The sequence below is a fragment of the uncultured Cohaesibacter sp. genome, from assembly GCF_963556055.3.
In the GTDB taxonomy this organism is placed as follows: Bacteria; Pseudomonadota; Alphaproteobacteria; order Rhizobiales; family Cohaesibacteraceae; genus Cohaesibacter.
On record NZ_CAUVYE020000007.1, the window covers coordinates 102,556 to 122,232 of the forward strand.

Genomic DNA, 19,677 nt, shown 5'->3' on the forward strand with positions numbered 1-19,677 from the left:
GGGGCCTTTTCACATCCGATGCCTTGACCGGACACCTTTCTCTTCTCCTCCTCATCTGCCGCCTTTTCGCTACCCTGTCTTCTCCCGCCCCCCTCTTTTCCCGACTCTGAACTGCTCAACACTCATTCGAATGAGTTTCTTTTATTCGAATGTCACAAATCTGAGACACTCCCATTCTATGCTCGCGTCAACTTTAAAGGACTCTTTGCGATCCAAATTCTTGGGCTCACTCACTCATCCGAATGAGTTGATCTCAATCGAAGAAAAGGCAAACACTTTGAAAAATGGTAACAGAAACTGGGAAGTGGCGCGCAATTGGCTGATCGAGCGCATCAACAAAGGCGAGTTATCCATTGGTGACGCCTTGCCAAGCGAACCTGAGCTGTCTCAAATTGTCGGTGTGGGACGCCATTCGGTGAGAAAAGCCCTCTCCGCCCTGTCTGCCGAAGGCAGAGTCTCCATCGCTCAGGGGCGCGAGGCCCTTGTTACCGAACCACCACACGTCATCTATCAGATCGGGCGTCGCACCCGTTTCAGCGACATTTTGAGATCTCAGGGCCTTGCGCCCCGCAACGAAACGATAAAGGCTGAAATCATACCGGCACCTGAGCATGTGGCAAACATTCTCAAAATCGAGAGCGGAATGCCGGTAACCCGACACATCCACCGCGGTTTGGCCAATGACGTTCCAATCAGCATCAGTTGTGGCTGGTATTGCGCAGTGCGCTTCCCGGCCATGAGTGAAAAACGCCAGCACGGCCAGTCAATCACTGAAATCTATCGCAGCTATGGCATAGAGGATTATGTGAGGCGCGAAACCACGCTTTCGGCCAGAATGCCGGAAAAATGGGAAGCGCGCCTTCTGAACCAAACCATGGACAGCCCTGTCATTGAACAGGAAAAAATCGACGGCACCTCCGATGGCGAACCGATTGGCTATGCCGAACATATCTGGGCTGCCAGACGCGTTCGTTTCAGCTTTGAGAATACCGAAAGCTGAACGCCTTCAACCTTCCAAATAACAAAACTCACCTTCCTCATTTTATCGGCTCCTTGCAAAGGAGCCTGCCAAACACTTTGCCCTCCCTGCTGCTATAAAGGAACAAACCGTTATGTGGCTTAGTAATTTTCGCGTTATATTGGCCAATGAAATTCTCGACCATGGCGCCATTAAAATCATGGATGGAAAGATTCTCGAGATTTCAAGAAGCCCGGTTTCCAATCCCGATATCGATGGCCATGGCCTCTTGCTCATGCCCGGCTTGATCGATCTGCACGGCGACATGATCGAACAGGAAGTGGAACCGCGCCCTCAGGTCACCATGCCATTTGAACTTGGAATCCGGGATCTGGATCGCCGACTCAAGATGTCTGGCATCACCACCGCCTATGCTTCCGTCGCCTTTAATCCCGCCATGTCTGATGGCCGCTTGCGCAGCTACGAACATTCCAAACGCATGCTGCATGCTCTCAGAGAAATGCGGAACAAGCTGGCCGTTGATCACAGGGTGCATGCCCGATTTGAGGTCAATTTTCCCAACGCCATGTCGGTTATCGAAGAGCTCATTGCTGATGGCACCATCGATCTTGTCTCCCTCACAGACCACACACCGGGTCAGGGCCAGTTTCGCGATATCGAACGCCTGATCAAGTCTGGGCAAAAAAAGGGCATGGACAGAGAAGAAGCCGAAGCCTATGTGACCGAACGGATCCGCTCCTATACCGAAGGGGCCGGTGACACCTTGGCGACCATTCGCTCCATCGCCCAAACCTGCCACAAGGCGGCCATTCCCCTTGCGAGTCATGACGATGATACCATCGAGAAAGTGGAACTGATGAATGAGGTCGGCGCGTCCATCAGCGAATTCCCGGTTACGACCGACGCTGCCCACGCCGCCCATGCGCTTGGGCTGATGAACGCCATGGGTGCGCCCAACGCACTGAGGGGACAGAGCTATTCTGGGAATCTTTCCGTCCGCCAAGCCCATGACGAAGGCTTGCTTGACATTCTCATGGCCGACTATCACCCCTCCTCGATGCTGCCCGCCATCCTGATCCTTGCCAAAAGCAACCCTGAAGGCCTGCCCGGAGCAACCCGCCTGGCGTCCGTCAATCCGGCCATTGCAATGGGCCTGACAGACCGCGGCGAAATCGCCATCGACAAGCGCGCCGATCTTGTCATCGCCGATGACAGTGGCGTAGGCCATGTCAAAGCAACCTTTGTTGAAGGCAAACCGGTCTATTCCGAAGGGCCATTTTCTCTCGCCACGATCTGAGGCAAGAACCGGCATGGTCCGATCGCAGCAAAGCCGAGCCCCAAATTAAAGGCAGGCCTCTCCGGGCCTCTGCTGCGATTGGACAAAAAGCAGACGGGAGACAATTGGAGATTTCCCTGTTGCAAGGAAATCAAATGGTACTGAGCAGAAGGCTTGTCTCACTGTTCAGAACCCCGTCGATCAGGCGAACCTCTCTCAAGACCCGATCAAAATCGGACAAGGAGGCGGCCTGAATCTCGGCAACCAGATCCCAGGCCCCATTTGTCGTGTGAACGGTGTGCAATTCGGGTATCCCTCTGAGCTTGCGGATCACCTGCGATGTCGATTTGCCGACAACCTCGACCAGCATGATCGCCTTGATGCCATCCAGTTCATAATCCTCGCGAACGCGAACCGTAAATCCAAGAATCGCACCGGATTCAAGCAGCCGATCAAGCCTGTTCTGCACCGTTCCGCGCGAAACACGCAGGATATCGGCCAGTTTTGACAAGGGCGCTCGCCCGTCATTTCTCAAAAGGGAAATCAAATCCCGATCCAGCTGATCAAAAACATGTTTGCCTTGCTGCATGTCCGCCCTTCCTGAAAAATCCTTGCTATTTGGCGATTTGTACAATCTCCACTTCAAAATTTATCAAAATCTTGCTCAAACTTGAAGACTTTTGCCATTTTGTCTGGTTCTTCTCACCTATATTCTGATTCCAATCCGACTGATCACGGTGAATGAAACAACGCGATCACAAAAGACCAGAAGCCTATCAGGATTGTTCATCATGCCCGCACCCAGAAAAGAACATCTCAATCTCGTCCCTTTTGTCAGCGTCGACAACATGATGAAGCTGATCCTGTCCATTGGCGTGGAAGACGCCATTGAAGGTATCGCTGCGCAGATCGAAAGCGACTTCAAGCGATGGGAGAGCTTTGACAAGACCCCACGCCTTGCCTCTCACTCCAAAGAAGGGGTGATCGAGCTGATGCCGACAAGTGACGGCGAAACCTATGGCTTCAAATATGTCAACGGCCATCCCAAAAACACCAAGGACGGTTTGCAGACCGTTACCGCTTTCGGACTTCTGGCCGATGTCGATACCGGATATCCTGCACTCTTGACAGAGATGACGATTCTGACCGCCCTGCGCACGGCTGCCACATCAGCCCTTGCCGCCAAATATCTCGCACCGAAACATGCCCGCACCATGGCAATGATCGGTAACGGAGCGCAATGTGAATTTCAGGCTCTGGCCTTCAAGCGCATTTGCAACATCGACACGGTGCGTCTGTTCGACATCGACCCGATAGCCACCGACAAGGCCGTGTTCAACTTGCAGGATTCCGGCCTGAAGGTCATCAGGACAAACAGCCATCAGGAATGCGTATCCGGCGCGGACATCATCACCACCTGCACGGCCGACAAGCAATATGCCACGATTCTGACAGACAATATGGTTGGAACGGGCCAGCATATCAACGCCATTGGCGGCGACTGCCCCGGCAAGACAGAATTGCACAAGGACATTCTCCTGCGCTCTGACATCTTTGTCGAATATCCACCACAAACCCGCATCGAAGGTGAAATTCAGCAGCTCGATGAAAATCATCCGGTCAAGGAGCTCTGGCACGTCATAACCGGACAGGAACAGGGCCGCACCTCCGATAGTCAGATTACGCTCTTTGATTCCGTCGGCTTCGCCATCGAGGATTTTTCAGCCCTGCGCTATATCTATGACGTCATCAAGGACACGGACTTTTTTGAGAATCTCGACATGCTCGCGGACCCTGATGAGCCACGGGATCTTTATGGCATGGTGCGCCGCGCCGCCAAACAGCCAAGCCTCTGATATACTGTCCTGACGATTTTCCGAAGATCCGAGTAACACGAGAAAACCCTGATATTTGGTGAGATTCCCGCCAGATATCTGGGTTTTTTTTTGTGTTCCATCAGCAATCCGTAATTTAGACAAAAGCCTAAATACTCATTCCTTCGTATAAATAATAATCGAAAGCCATAGAAACCTACCAAGAATTAAAGGAAATAGAAAAACACTGTTACACGAAATTGTACCAGCATATAGGGATCAATTTCCGATTTCTAATTCGTTAGTGTAATGTAGCATCACTAAACCACCGCGTTTTATCCCTTTTATCTTCTTATTACATACCAAAGAGCAATATCGCTCCGCTAGACGCTTTGCTATCCGCTAAGCATAATAGGCGCGAAAATACTTAGTGCACATCGCTGCGCCGCAAAGCGACCATGAGGGGGATGTGCATTTGAATTGCACTAGTTCTGGGAGGAACGCATGTCGGAGAACGTCTATCCCGTGCCGACGGATGTGGCATCACATGCCTTGATCGACAATGACAAATATCTTGCCATGTACAAGCAATCCGTGGAGGATCCGGAAGGCTTCTGGGCAGAACACGGCAAACGCGTTGACTGGATCAAACCTTTCACCAAGGTAAAAGATACATCCTACGATTATCACAATGTTTCCATCAAATGGTTTGAAGATGGCGAGCTCAATGTCGCCGCCAATTGCATCGACCGCCATCTGGAAAGCCGCGGCGACCAGACCGCCATCATCTGGGAAGGCGATGATCCGTCCGAGCATGAACATATCACCTACCGCCAGCTCTACGAACGGGTTTGCAAACTGGCAAATGCCTATAAGGACATGGGTGTCAGCAAGGGTGATCGGGTCATTCTTTATCTTCCGATGATTCCGGAAGCAGCTTATGCCATGCTGGCCTGTGCCCGGATTGGCGCAATCCATTCCATCGTTTTCGGCGGTTTTTCGCCAGACGCTCTGGCAGACCGTATCAATGGCTCGGAAGCCAAACTGGTGGTTACCGCAGATCAGGGCCTGCGCGGCGGCCGCAAGGTTCCGCTCAAGACCAACGTGGATGCGGCGCTGGAAAAAGTTGAGCATGACATCAAGACTCTGGTGGTCCGCCGGACCGGTGGCGACATTCCAATCATCGAGGGCCGTGATTACTGGTATCACGACATGATCGAACAGGCAGCCACCGACTGCCAGCCAGAAGCGATGAATGCGGAAGATCCCCTTTTCATCCTTTACACCTCCGGCTCGACCGGCAAGCCCAAGGGAGTGGTTCACACCACAGGTGGTTATCTGGTTTACGCCTCCATGACCCATCAATATGTCTTTGACTATCATGATGGCGATGTCTACTGGTGCACCGCCGATGTGGGTTGGGTCACGGGCCATTCCTATATCGTTTATGGCCCCCTTGCCAACGGTGCAACAACGCTGATGTTCGAGGGTGTACCGACCTATCCATCCCCGTCCCGCTTCTGGGATGTGTGCGAAAAGCACAAGGTCAATATCTTCTACACGGCTCCGACAGCGATCCGCTCTCTGATGGGCGCCGGTACCGAGCATGTTGAAAAAGCTGATCTTTCTTCGCTGCGCATTCTGGGTTCGGTTGGTGAGCCCATCAACCCGGAAGCCTGGAAATGGTATTACGAAGTGGTCGGCAACAAACGCTGCCCGATCGTCGACACCTGGTGGCAGACGGAAACCGGCGGCATTCTGATCACCCCATTGCCCGGTGCAACAAACCTCAAGCCCGGCTCGGCAACGCGCCCCTTCTTTGGCGTCCAGCCGGTCATGCTCGACAATATGGGCAATGAAATCCTTGAGACCCAATGTGAAGGCGTGCTCTGCATCGCCGACAGCTGGCCGGGCCAGATGCGCACCGTCTATGGCGACCATGATCGTTTCGTCTCAACCTATTTCGAGACCTTCAAGGGCTACTACTTCACCGGTGACGGTGCTCGTCGCGATGCCGACGGCTATTACTGGATCACTGGCCGCGTCGATGACGTGATCAACGTCTCCGGCCACCGAATGGGCACCGCCGAAGTTGAAAGCGCTCTTGTCGCGCATGAAAAGGTCTCCGAAGCTGCTGTGGTGGGCTATCCCCATGACATCAAGGGTCAGGGCATCTATGTCTATGTCACCCTGATGGAAGGCGAAGAGGAATCTGAAGAATTGCGCAAGGAGTTGCGCGATTGGGTTCGCCATGAAATTGGCCCTATTGCCTCACCGGACCTCATCCAGTTTGCGCCGGGCCTGCCAAAAACCCGCTCCGGCAAGATCATGCGCCGTATTCTGCGCAAGATCGCAGAAGATGATTTCGCTTCACTTGGCGACACCTCCACCCTTGCGGACCCAACCGTGGTGGAAGATCTGATTGACAATCGTCAGAATCGATAAGAACCCAGAAACCAAACCAAAACTGCCCTCGCTTGTACCTCAAGCGAGGGCACGAAAAGGTCTTACATTTTAACTACTTGATCAAAGCCCCTAACAGAAATTCCTCAACTTGCCTGCCAGCATCCATAATGACATGCCCCTGATCGGGACGAACATCGATAACAGCTTGTCCCTCAAGCCGCTTGGCTGAAAGCTCACTATTCAACAACGCATCATGCAATCCGGCGATATATAACGTCGGTAGCTTTTTTATCTGTTCCAGATCCTCATCACCCAATAATGGCAATGCCTCCATCATCGGCTTGAAACCACGGGCAACCAAATGGGAGAACAGCGTAACATCTTTCGGGATAGCAACATCACCGAAAACCAACTTGTTAATCCGGTCAATCCCGAAGGCGCCAAATAGCATCCAGAACATGGCCTTGAACAGAAAGCCTGCACGCGGTGGACAAAGCCCCGAAGGTGCAATTAGAGCCAAGGCCGATACGCGTTCAGAATTTCGGGCTGCAAAATGCAAAGCCAGCCAGCCACCGAGCGAATTCCCCACCAGCGCAGCACGATGAACCTCGCATGTTGCCATGACCTCAGCGAGCCAATCCTGTGGCTCGCCTCTCGCAAAAGACAGCCTTCGATCGACAGACAAACCAGGCTCGCCGGGCATATCAGGCACAATCACCCTGAATTGCGCAGATAGGAGGGCGATATCGCCCAACCAGGCCATACCGTTGCTCGAAGACCCATGCAACAAAATCACCACAGGCGCGGTCTCACGTCCCGCCTCAAGCAAATGGGTCGGGCCAAAAGACGTCTTCACTACTCGACGAGCCAAACCCGATTGCTCATAGCGCATTTCAACAAATTGGCTGATTTTTGCCGCGGACTCTTCGGACCGAAAAACACTCATACGTCTCGCCCTTTCACAAAGGCATCTAGTGAAGCAAAAACCACTGCCAAGAAAGACGGGCTTCCATGGAGTAATATGCGGCAATCTCCAGACCCCTGCTCAAAATCAACACGCATGTCAGACCGGTTTTCCTCTTCCCGATGGCTATTAAGCAACGCAGTAATACTGGCAATCAGCCTCTCACCATCGGGGCAATCGCCTTTCCGAAGAACAATCTGCGCTGATGTCTGCATTTTTTCATCCAGTGCAGCATCAAAACGATCTTGAGATGCGCCTGCCAATTCTGCATGGGTATAGGAACGCAACGCATCGCGAGAAATCTGCCAGGTGCGCCCAACTCGATCCGCTTTGAGTTGACCGGTATGAATATGCCGCAAAACCGTCTTTGGATGCCTCTGCACCAGCGATGCAACATCTGAAACTGAGTACATTTTTTGAACCTTGCAACAAAACTGACCCGAGATTGGAAAAGCTATGACGCAAGGCAAATGGCATTTCCAGCAAAAACCAAAAGGGAGTCATGCGGCAAAATCTCAGCCCCCCGATGCTCCCATAGCGCTGGTATGACCGCCAAATAGCCCCCGAATTTTTCAAAGCGCCAACCAATCAGCAGCCCGACAAACATCAGGGGCAACAATGACAGCCAGATATTCTCGATCCAGCTATAGCCTGGATTGATAAAAGACAGGGGATTGCCATAGCCAAAACAGAAAGGCAGATCAAACAACAGTATGGCCAGAGCAGAAAAAGTCTGACGATCAAGCGGGTTACGAGCAAAATGCGGTCAGGCATCTTTGACAATCCTGAATATTTGCCCGATCCTTTACAAATGAGCCACCCGGTCCATGTGACCAAGTCACCTATCCCACCATGCATTCAATCAAAACAAGGAAATATCAATACCTGTCAAAACGCATCAAACAGGTTGGGAATTCAATTCCATTTGGCAGGATAACCTTGTCCTCCTTGATGCTTTCAAAGCCAAGAGAGCTATAAAAGGCGATGGCGGAAAGAGAGGCCTGACTATCAAACTGAAGAATATCATCCGCTTCTTCAAGACAGCGCTGAAACAGGACGCGCCCGATTCCCTGTCTCATATGATCGGGATGCACCACAAATTGCCGAATGTGACCGACACCCGGAACCGGTGGCAAGCCATGATAATCCCGGCTCCAGCCTCCAGCTCCGACAAGACGCCCTTTTTCACCTTCAGCCACATAAAGTTGTCCGGACTGAACGAGGCTTTCAGAGATCTGGCTCACAAAAGGCAGAGCTTCCGCAAGGATATGGGGGTCATAATCCGCCACAAGTCCGGCAGCAAAGGAAAGCCTGCTAAGCTCGGTCAAGGCATCCATATCGCGAACAGTTGCAGATCTTAAGCAAAAAGACATTGCCATAACGGCCCTTCCTACCCAATCAGCCTAACCCTCACGCTTGATGAATTCGGCAATCTCTTCCAGAGACAGCGGTTCTGAAGGAACCTTGTCCAGACGGCTCTGAATGGAATCGAGATCCTCAACCAGAGCCGTTAGCCGAACGGCCAAACGGTCATGAATCCTGACAGCAAGGTCGGGATATTCATCCATGACCCGCCGAAAGGTCACCCGACGAATCTGGATGACCTTGACATCTTCAATTGCGGTTGCCATCGCTGAGCGGCGGATTTCCGCCATGAGCGCCATTTCGCCCATGAGGCTCCCCACGCCCAATATCTGGCTATGCTGATCAAATCCGTTTTCCGAGATTGTCATGCGCACTTGCCCTTGAGTGATGACAAAACCCGAATCAGCCAGATCACCCTGGCGAAATATCACCTGCTTGGCACGATACATCCGGGATTCGGCTCCGAATGCCAGCAAGCGCAGCTGATCATCATTGAATTCGGAAAAAAAGGACACTTTTCTGAGAAGATCGATGTCGGTTGTCAGACTCATGGATAGGCACCAATCCCGGGCTTGTTTTCGAAAGAGTTCTCACACCGTATAAACACATCAAGCGTGAAACTGGCCCATATTAGGCCGATGAAACCCTATCGACCAGTGTCGCAAAGACTTATGCAAAAGAGAAATAAAGACCTTGCGAGCCCATACACTCATTTAGCAAATCAATGCTTGAGGGCATCGTCACTATAGCCGCTGAAACATATGCCATGTCAAGCCGCATCACCCCTGGCAGGAGATCAGATCTGGCGCAAAGCCGTTCATGCGATCCCTCAGGGAACAAGCTTGTAACCGCCTGCCTCGGTGATCAGCAATTCGGCATTGGAGGGATTTTTCTCGATCTTCTGTCGCAACCGATAGATATGGGTTTCCAGCGTATGGGTTGTCACCCCGGAATTGTAGCCCCAAACCTCATGCAGAAGCACGTCCCGGCTGACCGGCTTGTCGCCAGAGCGATACAGATATTTGAGAATCGAGGTTTCCTTCTCCGTCAGGCGAACCTTGCCGCCCTCCTCATCGGAAAGAAGCTTCGAAGCCGGCTTGAAGGTGAAACGTCCGATGGAAAAGGTCGCATCCTCGCTATTTTCATGCTGGCGCAATTGCGCCCTGATACGCGCGAGCAACACAGCAAAGCGAAAGGGTTTGGAAACATAGTCATTCGCGCCCGCCTCCAGTCCCAGAATGGTGTCTGAGTCTGTATCATGACCGGTCAGCATGATGATCGGCACCTTGAAGTCACCCTTGCGCAGCAGTTTCACCGCTTCGCGGCCATCCATATCCGGCAATCCGACATCCATGATCAGCAAGTCAAAATGATCTGATCGAGCGGTTTGAATGGCCTTGGCGGCACATTCTTCCCAAACAATTTCAAATTCTTCATAAAGGGAGAGCTGTTCAATCAACGCTTCCCGCAATTCGGAATCATCATCAACGAGCAGTATTTTTCTAGCAGTCATTCTTCGTTCCCGGTTTTGCCGAACCACCTAATCAGGCAAATGAGCAAAGCAGCGATTTTGCCTGACAAATATATATGTTTAGAAATACCGATTAGCCAGCCCCAAGATCTCGCTCATACGAACAACCTAAACGATTTTTACATCACTTCCAATCACGACACCGTCAGCGACCCGTGTTCGGATAGAAAACTGGCACAAATTTCCTTGATGGCGGGTTGCTGCTCGAGATCGAAAAATGAAAGTCGAAGATCGAAAGTCCTGATATCTGGCCAAGACCTAGCAGCATTCGATCTCGACCTTTTCCAGCAAAGCCATCGCCTCCTTGTCATCATACTCCTCAAACAGATCCCGGATCAGATTGATATGGGAATGAACAAGAAACAGCGCATCTCCGGTTTTGACGTCCCCGGCACGACTCTTCTCGATTTTTGTCAGAAATTGCTGCCAATAGGCATTTTCCTTTGCGGCACCCGTTGCCAGCCGCTCAATAAATTCCACGATCCGCTCTGCATTCCTGTCGCACTCAATGCCCACAAAACTGACATAGCGATCCGGCACTTGTCCATTTTCCATTTCTCACTCCTTTGCAATCCGACCAGACCTGACTCCTTGATGAGGCTGCAAATCCACCTTTTCAATGAAGCTCTGAATTCAAGATGAAATCTGGTAACTGCTTGATCGATTGGCCTGAATGTCAACATGCAAAACAAGTGCCGCTCTCTCCAATTCTGTAAGAGTGATGAAAGGAATAGAGGCAAAAACAGGGAGAATGCGGCATTTCTCCTCCATTCTCAATGGACGAAGGATACCAAATCGCAGCATGATAGAAAGCGGCGCTCTTTACAAACCCTCGAAAAGAGCGACATTTTGACAATGGCTTTGGTTCCACTTGCGACAATGGCCGCCCCAAACAAAGATGGAAACATCATGTCATCAGTTGAAAAAATCTCGATCCGCGCCAAACCGGGATGTCAAACAAAGGGCCTTATAGTGTGCGGGTCCTATCGCTTCCCTTGCGCATTGGGCCGCAGCGGCATAAGCATTTTCAAAAAGGAAGGCAATGGCGCAACACCGGTGATCAGGACGCGCGCCCTGTACGGCTTCTATCGTCCGGATCGGGAGGCAAGACCTCGCTCGACACTTGCCTTTCACCCCTTAAGACCCGACATGGGCTGGTGTGATGACAGCAGACATCCAAGCTATAACCGTCTGGTGCGCCGACCCTTTGAAGCTTCGCACGAAATCATGTGGCGCGATGATTCCCTTTATGACCTGGTCATCGTTCTCGATATCAATATCACATCGCGTATAAAGGACCGGGGCAGCGCCATTTTCATGCATGTCGCCCGAGAAAACTACACTCCGACCGAAGGCTGCATCGCCTTGTCAAAAGCCAATCTCAAGCTTTTGCTGAAGCATCTCTCGGATAGAACCATGATGGAAATTGCTCAATAAGCGCAAAATACGGACCGAAGGCCTGATAACGCGACTTATTGCTCTTGTTGCTTTTTCTTCCGATCACCAAAGATTGCGCTGCCAACCCGAACATAGGTCGCGCCCTGCTTGATCGCATCCTTGTAATCTGAACTCATGCCCATCGACAATTCGCGAATATTGTTGCGCTTGGCGATTTTTCTGAGCAGCTTGAAATGAACCTTCGGTTCTTCATCCACCGGCGGAATACACATCAAGCCGCGGATCACCAGACCCAACTCCACCTGACAGAAACCGATGAAATCATCCGCCTCATCTGGCAGAACACCAGCCTTTTGCGGTTCGGCTCCGGTGTTGATTTGCACAAACAATTCAAGTGTCTTGCTTTGCTTTTCCATCTCGACACGGATGGCACGTGCGATCTTCTTGCGATCGATCGTATGAATCACGTCAAACAGCGCCACGGCATCCTTGGCCTTGTTAGACTGCAATGGCCCGATCAGATGCAATTCAACATCCTGAAAATCCTCGCGCAACTCGGGCCACTTGTTCTTGGCTTCCTGCACCTTGTTTTCACCGAAAACCCGGTGACCGGTTTCCAACGCTTTTCGAATAACATCGGCATCGAAGGTTTTTGAAACAGCGATTAGTGAAACGCTTCCCTCCTCCCGTTCGGCTTCCTTTTCGCACTCCGCAATGGCTTCTTGCACTTGCGCCAAATGGGACGATATATTCATCTTGTTTTTCAAAACCTCTCTACAGCATGCCCGCCACTGCCTACAGAAACGGCGATGAAAACATGCTTTTTGCCCGATGGATACAGCACTCCAACCTGCCATATCATATGGAGCAGTTGTTCACCGGTCTAGACACTTTATTCGCTAATTTCCCGGCATTATGCACGATAAATTAGCCGCAACGATGCTACATCGCAAGATTGAACCACTTCAAAGCCTTATCTGGGCGTAAAGGGCTTGACGCAAGGTATGAATTCTGTTGATGGTCGGGCCTGAAGTTGACTGAGGGCGCATCCTTTTGCAAGAAACCAGACATTTTGAAAAGAATGCGCATAATACAAAGAATGGATCATCCGGAACGATCACATGATTGCCCGGCAAGGATCCCGATATGAGGCATTGGCAAGCATCCATGGCTAATGAACGCTACAACGCGCGCGAAGCGGAAATTCGCTGGCAACAGACCTGGGACAACCAGGAAATCTTCAAGACGAACAACGACGACCCACGACCAAAATACTATGTCCTGGAGATGTTCCCTTATCCGTCTGGTCGCATTCATATCGGTCATGTCCGCAACTACACCATGGGCGATGTTGTAGCCCGGTTCAAACGCGCCAAAGGCTTCAATGTGCTGCATCCCATGGGTTGGGACGCGTTCGGCATGCCGGCTGAAAACGCAGCCATGCAAAACAAGATTCATCCAAAGGACTGGACCTACGACAATATCGCATCCATGCGCGCCCAACTGAAACTGATGGGCCTGTCGCTGGATTGGGATCGGGAATTTGCCACCTGTGATGTCGAATATTATCACAGACAGCAGATGCTGTTCCTCGACTTCGTCGAGAAGGGTCTGGCCTATCGCAAAAACGCCAAGGTCAACTGGGATCCGGTCGATCAGACGGTTCTTGCCAACGAGCAGGTGATCGACGGCAAAGGCTGGCGTTCCGGTGCTGAAGTGGAACAGCGCGAGTTGACGCAGTGGTTCTTCAAGATCACCGATTTTGCCGAAGATCTGCTAAACGAGATCGACAATCTTACCCGTTGGCCCGACAAGGTTCGCCTGATGCAGCAGAACTGGATCGGCAAATCCGGCGGTGCCAAGATTCGCTTCCAGTTGACAGAGGCAAGTCACGATCATTCAGAAATCGAGGTCTTCACAACGCGCCCGGACACGCTGTTTGGCGCTTCCTTCATGGGCCTGTCTGCCGACCATCCTCTGACAAAAGCTCTTGCAGCAGACAACAAGGATCTTCAGGACTTTGTCAAGAAGTGCCACCAGACCGGCACATCCGCAGAAGAAGTTCAAAAGGCCGAGAAAATCGGCTTCGACACTGGCCTGAAAGTAACCCATCCGCTTGATCCGGAAATTGAACTGCCCGTTTATGTCGCCAACTTCATTCTGATGGATTACGGCACCGGCGCCATCTTTGCCTGCCCGGGCCACGATCAGCGTGACCTTGATTTTGCCCGTAAATATGGCCTCAAGGTTACCCCTGTCGTATTGCCAACCGGCGAAGACGCAGACAGCTTCGAAATCGCTGACGAAGCCTATACCGGGGAAGGAACCATCTTCAACTCGCAATTCCTCGACGGCATGGGCATCGAGGACGCCAAGGCCGCAGTCGCTGCCAAGCTCGGCGAGGTGATGATCGAAGGCAAGCCGCAATGCGAATGGGTCACCCAATATCGCTTGCGTGACTGGGGCATTTCCCGTCAGCGCTATTGGGGCTGCCCGATCCCCATGGTCCATTGCGATGATTGTGGCGTGGTTCCCGAGAAAAAAGAGAATCTGCCAATCAAGCTGCCCGACGACATCAATTTCGACAAACCGGGCAACCCGCTGGATCGTCATCCCACCTGGCGCAACTGTACATGTCCCAAATGCGGCAAGCCAGCCCGGCGTGAAACGGACACCATGGACACCTTCGTGGACAGCTCCTGGTATTTTGCCCGCTTCACCGCGCCACGCAATGCCGAACCGACCGACAAGAAGGCGGTCGATGAATGGTTGCCGGTCGATCAGTATATCGGCGGTATCGAGCATGCTATTCTGCATCTGCTCTATTCCCGCTTCTTTGCCCGTGCGATGTGCGAAACTGGCCATATGACCGTCAAGGAACCGTTCAAGGGCCTCTTCACTCAGGGCATGGTCGTCCATGAAACATACAAGGGTGAAGACGGCCGCTGGGTGTCTCCGATGGAAATCACCATCATCGAGAAAGACGGCAAACGCGCCGCCACTCACAAGGAAACCGGCGAAACGATCACCATTGGCTCGATCGAAAAAATGTCCAAGTCCAAGAAGAACACTGTGGACCCCACAGACATCATCGAAACCTATGGTGCAGATACCGCTCGTTGGTTCATGCTCTCTGACAGCCCTCCGGAACGCGACGTCATCTGGACCGAAGCTGGCGCCGAAGGAGCACATCGCTTTATCCAGCGCATTTGGCGTCTGGCACTCGATGTCTCGGACTTCCTCGGTTCGGCATCAATTGCCAAACCGGACAGTTTCTCCGATCAGGCCCTGTCCTTGCGCAAAGACGCACACAAGACACTGGCAACCGTTGAATCCAACATCGAGAACCTCGGCTTCAACAGAGCTGTTGCACAAATATATCAACTGGTTAACTCAATTGCTGGAATTGCTAAAAAGGAAAATCTTGAAAAAGATTCTTCCCTCGCCTTTGCACTTGACGAAGCCATGCAACTGCTCCTCCTGATGTGTTCACCAATGATGCCGCATCTGGCCGAAGAATGCTGGAACCAGATCGGTAAAGAAGGACTGGTTTCTACCCAGCCCTGGCCGCAAGCCGACCCTGCACTGTTGACGGAAGACACAATCATGCTTCCCATCCAGATCAATGGCAAGAAGCGTGGTGAAATAACCGTTGCCGCCGACGCAGATAAAGATACAATTGAGAAGGCCGTACTGGCATCTGAACCTGTTATCAAGGCGCTGGATGGCAAAGCACCTCGCAAGGTCATTGTCGTGCCGAAAAGGATTGTCAATGTTGTTGTTTAGTCGATTCCATCTGTCAAAGAAAATTGCACTGGCTTTTTGCCTGGGGCTGGGACTGACGGCGCTGTCTGCCTGTCAGGTCAGGCCCCTCTATTCAACAAATACGACAACCGGCCAAACGCTCAGTGAAGCCCTGTCGACCATCGAGATTGAACCGGCCAAGAATCGCGTTGATCAGGAAATTCGCAACAATCTGATCTTTGCTTTTACAGGTGGTGGTGAAGCGGGCATCCCGGCCTACAAGCTGCTTATGAAAACCAGATCGTCCAGCACCAATCTGTCGATTGAGAGCGGTACGGGCCTTGCCAAATCACGGCGTGTCAGCCTGACCACCACATATCGACTGGTCCGCCTTTCCAACAATACCATTGTCACCAAGGGTTCAAGCTTCTTCACCGCGACTTACGCAAAAAGCACCCAGCTCTTCACAAATGATCGGGCTGAAATTGACGCTGAGAATCGCGCTGCTGCCCAGGTCGCCAATGACATTGAGCTTCGCCTTTCCGCATTCCTGGCATCAGGCATCTGAAAATGGAGGCTACCGCTATTTGATCGGTAGCCTTCCAACTCGGCCCGAAGGGCAGCTCAGGAGCTTAATCAAGGGATGTGACGATGGCACAAATCAAAGCCAATATGGTTGATGCCTATCTGCATAAACCCAACTTTTCCCATAGAGTGATACTGATTTACGGGCAAGATACTGGCCTGGTCTCCGAACGCGCCGAACGTCTGGCCCGCATCTATCTGCGGAACAATAGCGACCCCTTTGCCACGATTCGTATGGATTCCACGGAACTTGCAGCCGATCCTCTTCGTCTGGCAGATGAAGCCAATACCATTGCCCTTTTTGGAGGCAGCCGGGTCATCACCATCCAGATGAGCGGCAGCAAGTCAATCCAGCCAGCACTGGAGCCGGTTCTCTCCACACCACCCAAAGACTCATTCATCATCATTCGCGCCGGAGACTTGAAAAAAACCTCCCCCTTGCGAAAATCGATTGAAAAATCGTCAAGCGCAGTTGCCCTGCCCTGCTATATGGACGCTCGTGAAGCGCTCAATGGCATCATTGACGAAGAAATCACCCTCGCCGGTCTCTCGATATCCCGAGATGCGAGAAATCTGCTACTCGACAATCTGGGTGCCGACAGAATGGCATCCCGTGCAGAGGTTCAGAAACTCTGCCTTTATGCCTTGAATGACAAAGACATATCCGTTCAGCATATTGAAGATATCGTCGGTGATGCATCCAACCAGCAAATAGACATGATCATCGACGCGGCGGCTCTTGGACAAACCGGAGAGCTGGATCGGCGATTGGAACAGATCCTTGGAACCGGGCAACATCCATCGGTTATTGCGCTTGCAGCCCTCAGGCATTTTCAGATATTGGAGCGTTGTCTCAATCTGATGGACAAAGGCTTGGCCCCGCAAGCTGCCCTCGACAAGGCGGCTCCGATGCTGCATTTCAAACGCAAGCCGCTCGTTCAAAATCAGCTGCGCAAATGGTCAACAAACAAAGCATCTCGCGCCTGCGAGCTTTTGCTCAAAAGCCAATCCAACAGCCGAAAACACTATCATTTATCTGCAACCGTGGTTTCGGAAACCCTTCTGATGATCGCTGCAACGGCCCAGAGAAGCAATCAGTAACCGTCGCATATGTTTGAAAAACGCGCCAAATTGCCGTGCCAAAGCCTGTCATTCACTGCCGTTACATCCGTCAACTGATGACAAGCACTGCAAGGAACCTGATCTTTTTGGACAAGTCGTTTCACGTGAATCAACCGCGCATACGACCTTGAATGAATACACTCACCCCTTGGGTCTTAAATGAATTGGATTGTCACTTGATCCAGATCTGGACCTTCGCCTTTTGTCAATAATCGGAACAAGCACAATAGAGCATTGGCTTGCGAGCAATTGAATGCCTCATTCCAATAATAAAGTCACTGACCACGCGGCCTATTTTGCCCTCATGACCGTCTTTCTCGACGCAGTGGGAATCGGTATCATTTCACCGATCATTCCTGAACTGCTCCAGAATCTGACACATACCAACATAAGTGAAGCGGCCACATATGGCGGGTATCTCACCTTTGTCTATGCAGCAATGCAATTCATCTTCGCTCCCATTCTGGGAAACCTGTCGGACAGTATTGGCCGCCGGCCGGTATTGCTGATTTCACTGGCAGCGCTCGCCATTGACTATCTGATCCTTGGCTTCGCCGGTAGCCTGTCGATCCTTTTTGCAGGACGACTGATTGCCGGTATCTTTGGGGCAACACCTGCCACCGTATCTGCCTTCATGACAGACATTTCAACCGGTAAACAGCGCACCAAGAATTTTGGTCTTCTTGGTGCCAGCTTTGGTGCCGGCTTTGTCGCCGGTCCGCTGATAGGTGGGCTGTTGGCTGAATATGGTGTGCGCGTGCCATTCTTCGCAGCCTTTGCCCTTGTTTTACTGAATTTCTTCTATGGCCTGTTCATCCTTCCCGAAAGCCTGGCAGCAGGCAGAAGACGATCTTTTACACTCCGCGGCCTGCACCCATTCGACGCCATCCTGACATCAATGAAAGCACCTGCCGTAGGACTGCTTCTATTGGCCTTCTTCCTGTTCAACATGGCCGATCACAGCTATGTATCTGTCTGGCCTTTCTATACCCGCGAAGCCTTCCAGTGGGGCAGTCGTCAGGTCGGTTTCACCTTGGCAATTTTCGGATTCTTCCACGCTTTGACACAGATTTTCGTTATTGGCTTTTTGCTTAGAAGAATGAGCGAAACAGCCATAGCCGTCTTTGGAATTCTATCAACGGCCTTGATCATGATCACCTTTTTGTTCATATCCGAGGGGTGGATTGTCTATCTCTTCCTGCCCTTCTCCGCCCTTGGCGGGCTAACCATGCCCGCCATTCAGGCCCTTTTGACCCAACGAACGGCAGATACCCATCAAGGACAGCTGCAAGGTGCCATCAGCAGTGTGATGAGTCTCACAACGATTTTCAGCCCCCTCATCATGACCCAGGTCTTTTATCTCTTCACAAAAGATCACCACAGATACTACCACCCGGCAGGCGTCTTCGGCTTCGCAGCCCTGATTTGCTTTCTCGCGCTTATCCCCCTCATTCGTGCAAACAAAGGCGCATAACCCAGCAAGACGACAAATGAAAAGGGAGCCAGATGGCCCCCATGATCGCTTCCCGATGACTATTGTTCAAGGTTTGAAGACTGATATCAGCTTTCAAGGATAGCAATGATCGCATCCAGCTGTTCCAGAGATTTATACTGGATCTTGAGTTCACCACCCTTTTTCTTCGGCGAGATAAACACGTTCCAGCCCAGACGGTCCGTCAGGCGTTTTTCCAGAGCCACGGTATCGGCGTCTTTTTCCTTTTTCGCCTTGGGCTCCTTCTTATCCTTGTCCTTTTCCTGCCCGGCTTTTTCCGCGTCACGAACGGTCATTCCGTCCTCAACGATCCGTCGAGCCAGTTCTTCGGGATTTTCAGCAGTAATCAAGGCCCGAGCGTGACCGGCAGTCAACTCGCCCTTTTTCAGATAATCCTTGATGCTTTCGGGCAGTTTCAGAAGACGCAAGGTGTTGGCAACATGCGAACGGCTCTTGCCAATCACATCGGCCAGCTCAGCCTGCGTATAGTCGAACTCGGCAATCAGCTGATCATAACCAAGAGCCTCTTCCAAAGCGTTCAAATCAGCGCGCTGAACGTTTTCGATGATGGCAAGCTCAAGCGCTTCCTTGTCATTGACATCATGAATGAGAACAGGAACTTCGTGCAGCCCGGCACCTTGAGCGGCGCGCCAGCGACGTTCACCGGCTATGATTTCATAGGAATCATCCTCGCCGGCCACCGGACGACAGAGGATTGGCTGCATGATACCCTTTTCCTTGACCGATCTTGTCAGATCTTCAAGATCAACCTGAGCAAAATCCTGACGAGGGTTTCTTGGGTTGGGACGAAGAAATTCAATTGGAATACGGCGCTGGGATCGAGCCCGATCTACGGCTTGCGCTTCATTATCCATATCACCGATCAGAGCGGCCAAACCGCGCCCCAAGCGTTTTCCATCACCAGGTTTTTTTGTCATTTCCGCATTCCAGCCAACCTGCCAATCTGACCCAAATGGACAGGTTCAGCTTCCCTCTTTTAT

At 51.7% G+C, this 19,677-nt stretch carries 19 protein-coding genes; 9 read left to right on the plus strand and 10 right to left on the minus strand.

Annotated elements, in window-relative coordinates; genetic code table 11:
- Window positions 1-277 precede the first annotated feature (277 nt).
- Together ACHZB8_RS01975 and ACHZB8_RS01980 are read left to right on the plus strand one after the other, a co-directional pair.
- Window positions 278-1,000 carry a GntR family transcriptional regulator gene (locus ACHZB8_RS01975; protein WP_316858356.1) on the plus strand — a complete coding sequence of 241 codons (723 nt, stop codon included), beginning with the start codon at window positions 278-280 and terminating at the stop codon, window positions 998-1,000.
- Between the two features lie 112 nt (window positions 1,001-1,112).
- On the plus strand, window positions 1,113-2,276 hold the full coding sequence (locus ACHZB8_RS01980; RefSeq protein WP_316858357.1) for an alpha-D-ribose 1-methylphosphonate 5-triphosphate diphosphatase: 1,164 nt from the start codon (window positions 1,113-1,115) through the stop codon (window positions 2,274-2,276).
- A gap of 130 nt (window positions 2,277-2,406) precedes the next feature.
- On the opposite strand, the gene ACHZB8_RS01985 is transcribed toward ACHZB8_RS01980, so the two are convergent.
- Window positions 2,407-2,844, minus strand: a complete 438-nt coding sequence (locus ACHZB8_RS01985) for an Lrp/AsnC family transcriptional regulator (RefSeq protein ID WP_316858358.1) — start codon at window positions 2,842-2,844, stop codon at window positions 2,407-2,409.
- Between the two features lie 202 nt (window positions 2,845-3,046).
- Between ACHZB8_RS01985 and ACHZB8_RS01990 the strand changes: the two genes are divergently transcribed.
- Both ACHZB8_RS01990 and acs read left to right on the plus strand, forming a co-directional pair.
- A complete protein-coding gene (locus ACHZB8_RS01990; protein ID WP_316858360.1) occupies window positions 3,047-4,111 on the plus strand; it encodes an ornithine cyclodeaminase in 1,065 nt (354 codons plus the stop codon).
- A 462-nt stretch (window positions 4,112-4,573) separates the two neighbouring features.
- Window positions 4,574-6,514: an acetate--CoA ligase gene (gene acs / locus ACHZB8_RS01995; protein ID WP_316858363.1), complete on the plus strand. Its 1,941-nt coding sequence runs from the start codon at window positions 4,574-4,576 to the stop codon at window positions 6,512-6,514.
- 73 nt (window positions 6,515-6,587) lie between these two features.
- Here the strand turns inward: acs and ACHZB8_RS02000 are convergent, their stop codons facing one another.
- The 7 genes from ACHZB8_RS02000 to cowN all read right to left on the minus strand — a co-directional run bounded on the left by ACHZB8_RS02000 (window position 6,588) and on the right by cowN (window position 10,890).
- Window positions 6,588-7,421, minus strand: coding sequence for an alpha/beta hydrolase (locus ACHZB8_RS02000; RefSeq protein WP_316858364.1), 834 nt, complete (start codon window positions 7,419-7,421; stop codon window positions 6,588-6,590).
- On the minus strand, window positions 7,418-7,909 hold the full coding sequence (locus tag ACHZB8_RS02005) for a helix-turn-helix domain-containing protein (protein ID WP_316858366.1): 492 nt from the start codon (window positions 7,907-7,909) through the stop codon (window positions 7,418-7,420). The genes ACHZB8_RS02000 and ACHZB8_RS02005 overlap by 4 nt, the downstream gene beginning before the upstream one ends.
- On the minus strand, window positions 7,894-8,148 hold the full coding sequence (locus tag ACHZB8_RS02010; protein WP_316858367.1) for a hypothetical protein: 255 nt from the start codon (window positions 8,146-8,148) through the stop codon (window positions 7,894-7,896). The genes ACHZB8_RS02005 and ACHZB8_RS02010 overlap by 16 nt, the downstream gene beginning before the upstream one ends.
- A 169-nt stretch (window positions 8,149-8,317) precedes the next feature.
- Entirely contained in the window at window positions 8,318-8,818 is a 501-nt protein-coding gene (locus tag ACHZB8_RS02015) for a GNAT family N-acetyltransferase (protein WP_316858369.1), read from the minus strand.
- A gap of 24 nt (window positions 8,819-8,842) precedes the next feature.
- Window positions 8,843-9,355, minus strand: a complete 513-nt coding sequence (locus ACHZB8_RS02020; protein WP_316858370.1) for a cyclic nucleotide-binding domain-containing protein — start codon at window positions 9,353-9,355, stop codon at window positions 8,843-8,845.
- Window positions 9,356-9,633: 278 nt separating this feature from the next.
- Window positions 9,634-10,317, minus strand: a complete 684-nt coding sequence (locus ACHZB8_RS02025) for a response regulator transcription factor (RefSeq protein ID WP_316858371.1) — start codon at window positions 10,315-10,317, stop codon at window positions 9,634-9,636.
- A gap of 276 nt (window positions 10,318-10,593) precedes the next feature.
- Window positions 10,594-10,890 carry a N(2)-fixation sustaining protein CowN gene (gene cowN, locus ACHZB8_RS02030; RefSeq protein WP_316858373.1) on the minus strand — a complete coding sequence of 99 codons (297 nt, stop codon included), beginning with the start codon at window positions 10,888-10,890 and terminating at the stop codon, window positions 10,594-10,596.
- A 354-nt stretch (window positions 10,891-11,244) separates the two neighbouring features.
- Here cowN and ACHZB8_RS02035 point away from each other — a divergent pair, with 354 nt between their 5' ends.
- A complete protein-coding gene (locus tag ACHZB8_RS02035; protein WP_316858374.1) occupies window positions 11,245-11,772 on the plus strand; it encodes a L,D-transpeptidase family protein in 528 nt (175 codons plus the stop codon).
- 35 nt (window positions 11,773-11,807) lie between these two features.
- Here the strand turns inward: ACHZB8_RS02035 and ACHZB8_RS02040 are convergent, their stop codons facing one another.
- Window positions 11,808-12,488: a YggS family pyridoxal phosphate-dependent enzyme gene (locus tag ACHZB8_RS02040; RefSeq protein WP_316858375.1), complete on the minus strand. Its 681-nt coding sequence runs from the start codon at window positions 12,486-12,488 to the stop codon at window positions 11,808-11,810.
- A 412-nt stretch (window positions 12,489-12,900) separates the two neighbouring features.
- On the opposite strand from ACHZB8_RS02040, the gene leuS reads away from it, so the two are divergent.
- From leuS to ACHZB8_RS02060, 4 genes are all read left to right on the plus strand, one after another.
- On the plus strand, window positions 12,901-15,519 hold the full coding sequence (gene leuS, locus ACHZB8_RS02045) for a leucine--tRNA ligase (RefSeq protein ID WP_316858376.1): 2,619 nt from the start codon (window positions 12,901-12,903) through the stop codon (window positions 15,517-15,519).
- Complete coding sequence (lptE, locus tag ACHZB8_RS02050; RefSeq protein WP_316858378.1) at window positions 15,506-16,045, plus strand: LPS assembly lipoprotein LptE; 540 nt, start codon at window positions 15,506-15,508, stop codon at window positions 16,043-16,045. The genes leuS and lptE overlap by 14 nt, the downstream gene beginning before the upstream one ends.
- 83 nt (window positions 16,046-16,128) lie before the next feature.
- Entirely contained in the window at window positions 16,129-17,163 is a 1,035-nt protein-coding gene (gene holA, locus ACHZB8_RS02055; RefSeq protein ID WP_316858380.1) for a DNA polymerase III subunit delta, read from the plus strand.
- A gap of 274 nt (window positions 17,164-17,437) precedes the next feature.
- Window positions 17,438-18,658, plus strand: coding sequence for an MFS transporter (locus ACHZB8_RS02060; protein ID WP_316858382.1), 1,221 nt, complete (start codon window positions 17,438-17,440; stop codon window positions 18,656-18,658).
- 86 nt (window positions 18,659-18,744) lie between these two features.
- On the opposite strand, the gene ACHZB8_RS02065 is transcribed toward ACHZB8_RS02060, so the two are convergent.
- Window positions 18,745-19,614 carry a ParB/RepB/Spo0J family partition protein gene (locus ACHZB8_RS02065; RefSeq protein WP_316858384.1) on the minus strand — a complete coding sequence of 290 codons (870 nt, stop codon included), beginning with the start codon at window positions 19,612-19,614 and terminating at the stop codon, window positions 18,745-18,747.
- Between the last annotated feature and the right edge of the window lie 63 nt (window positions 19,615-19,677).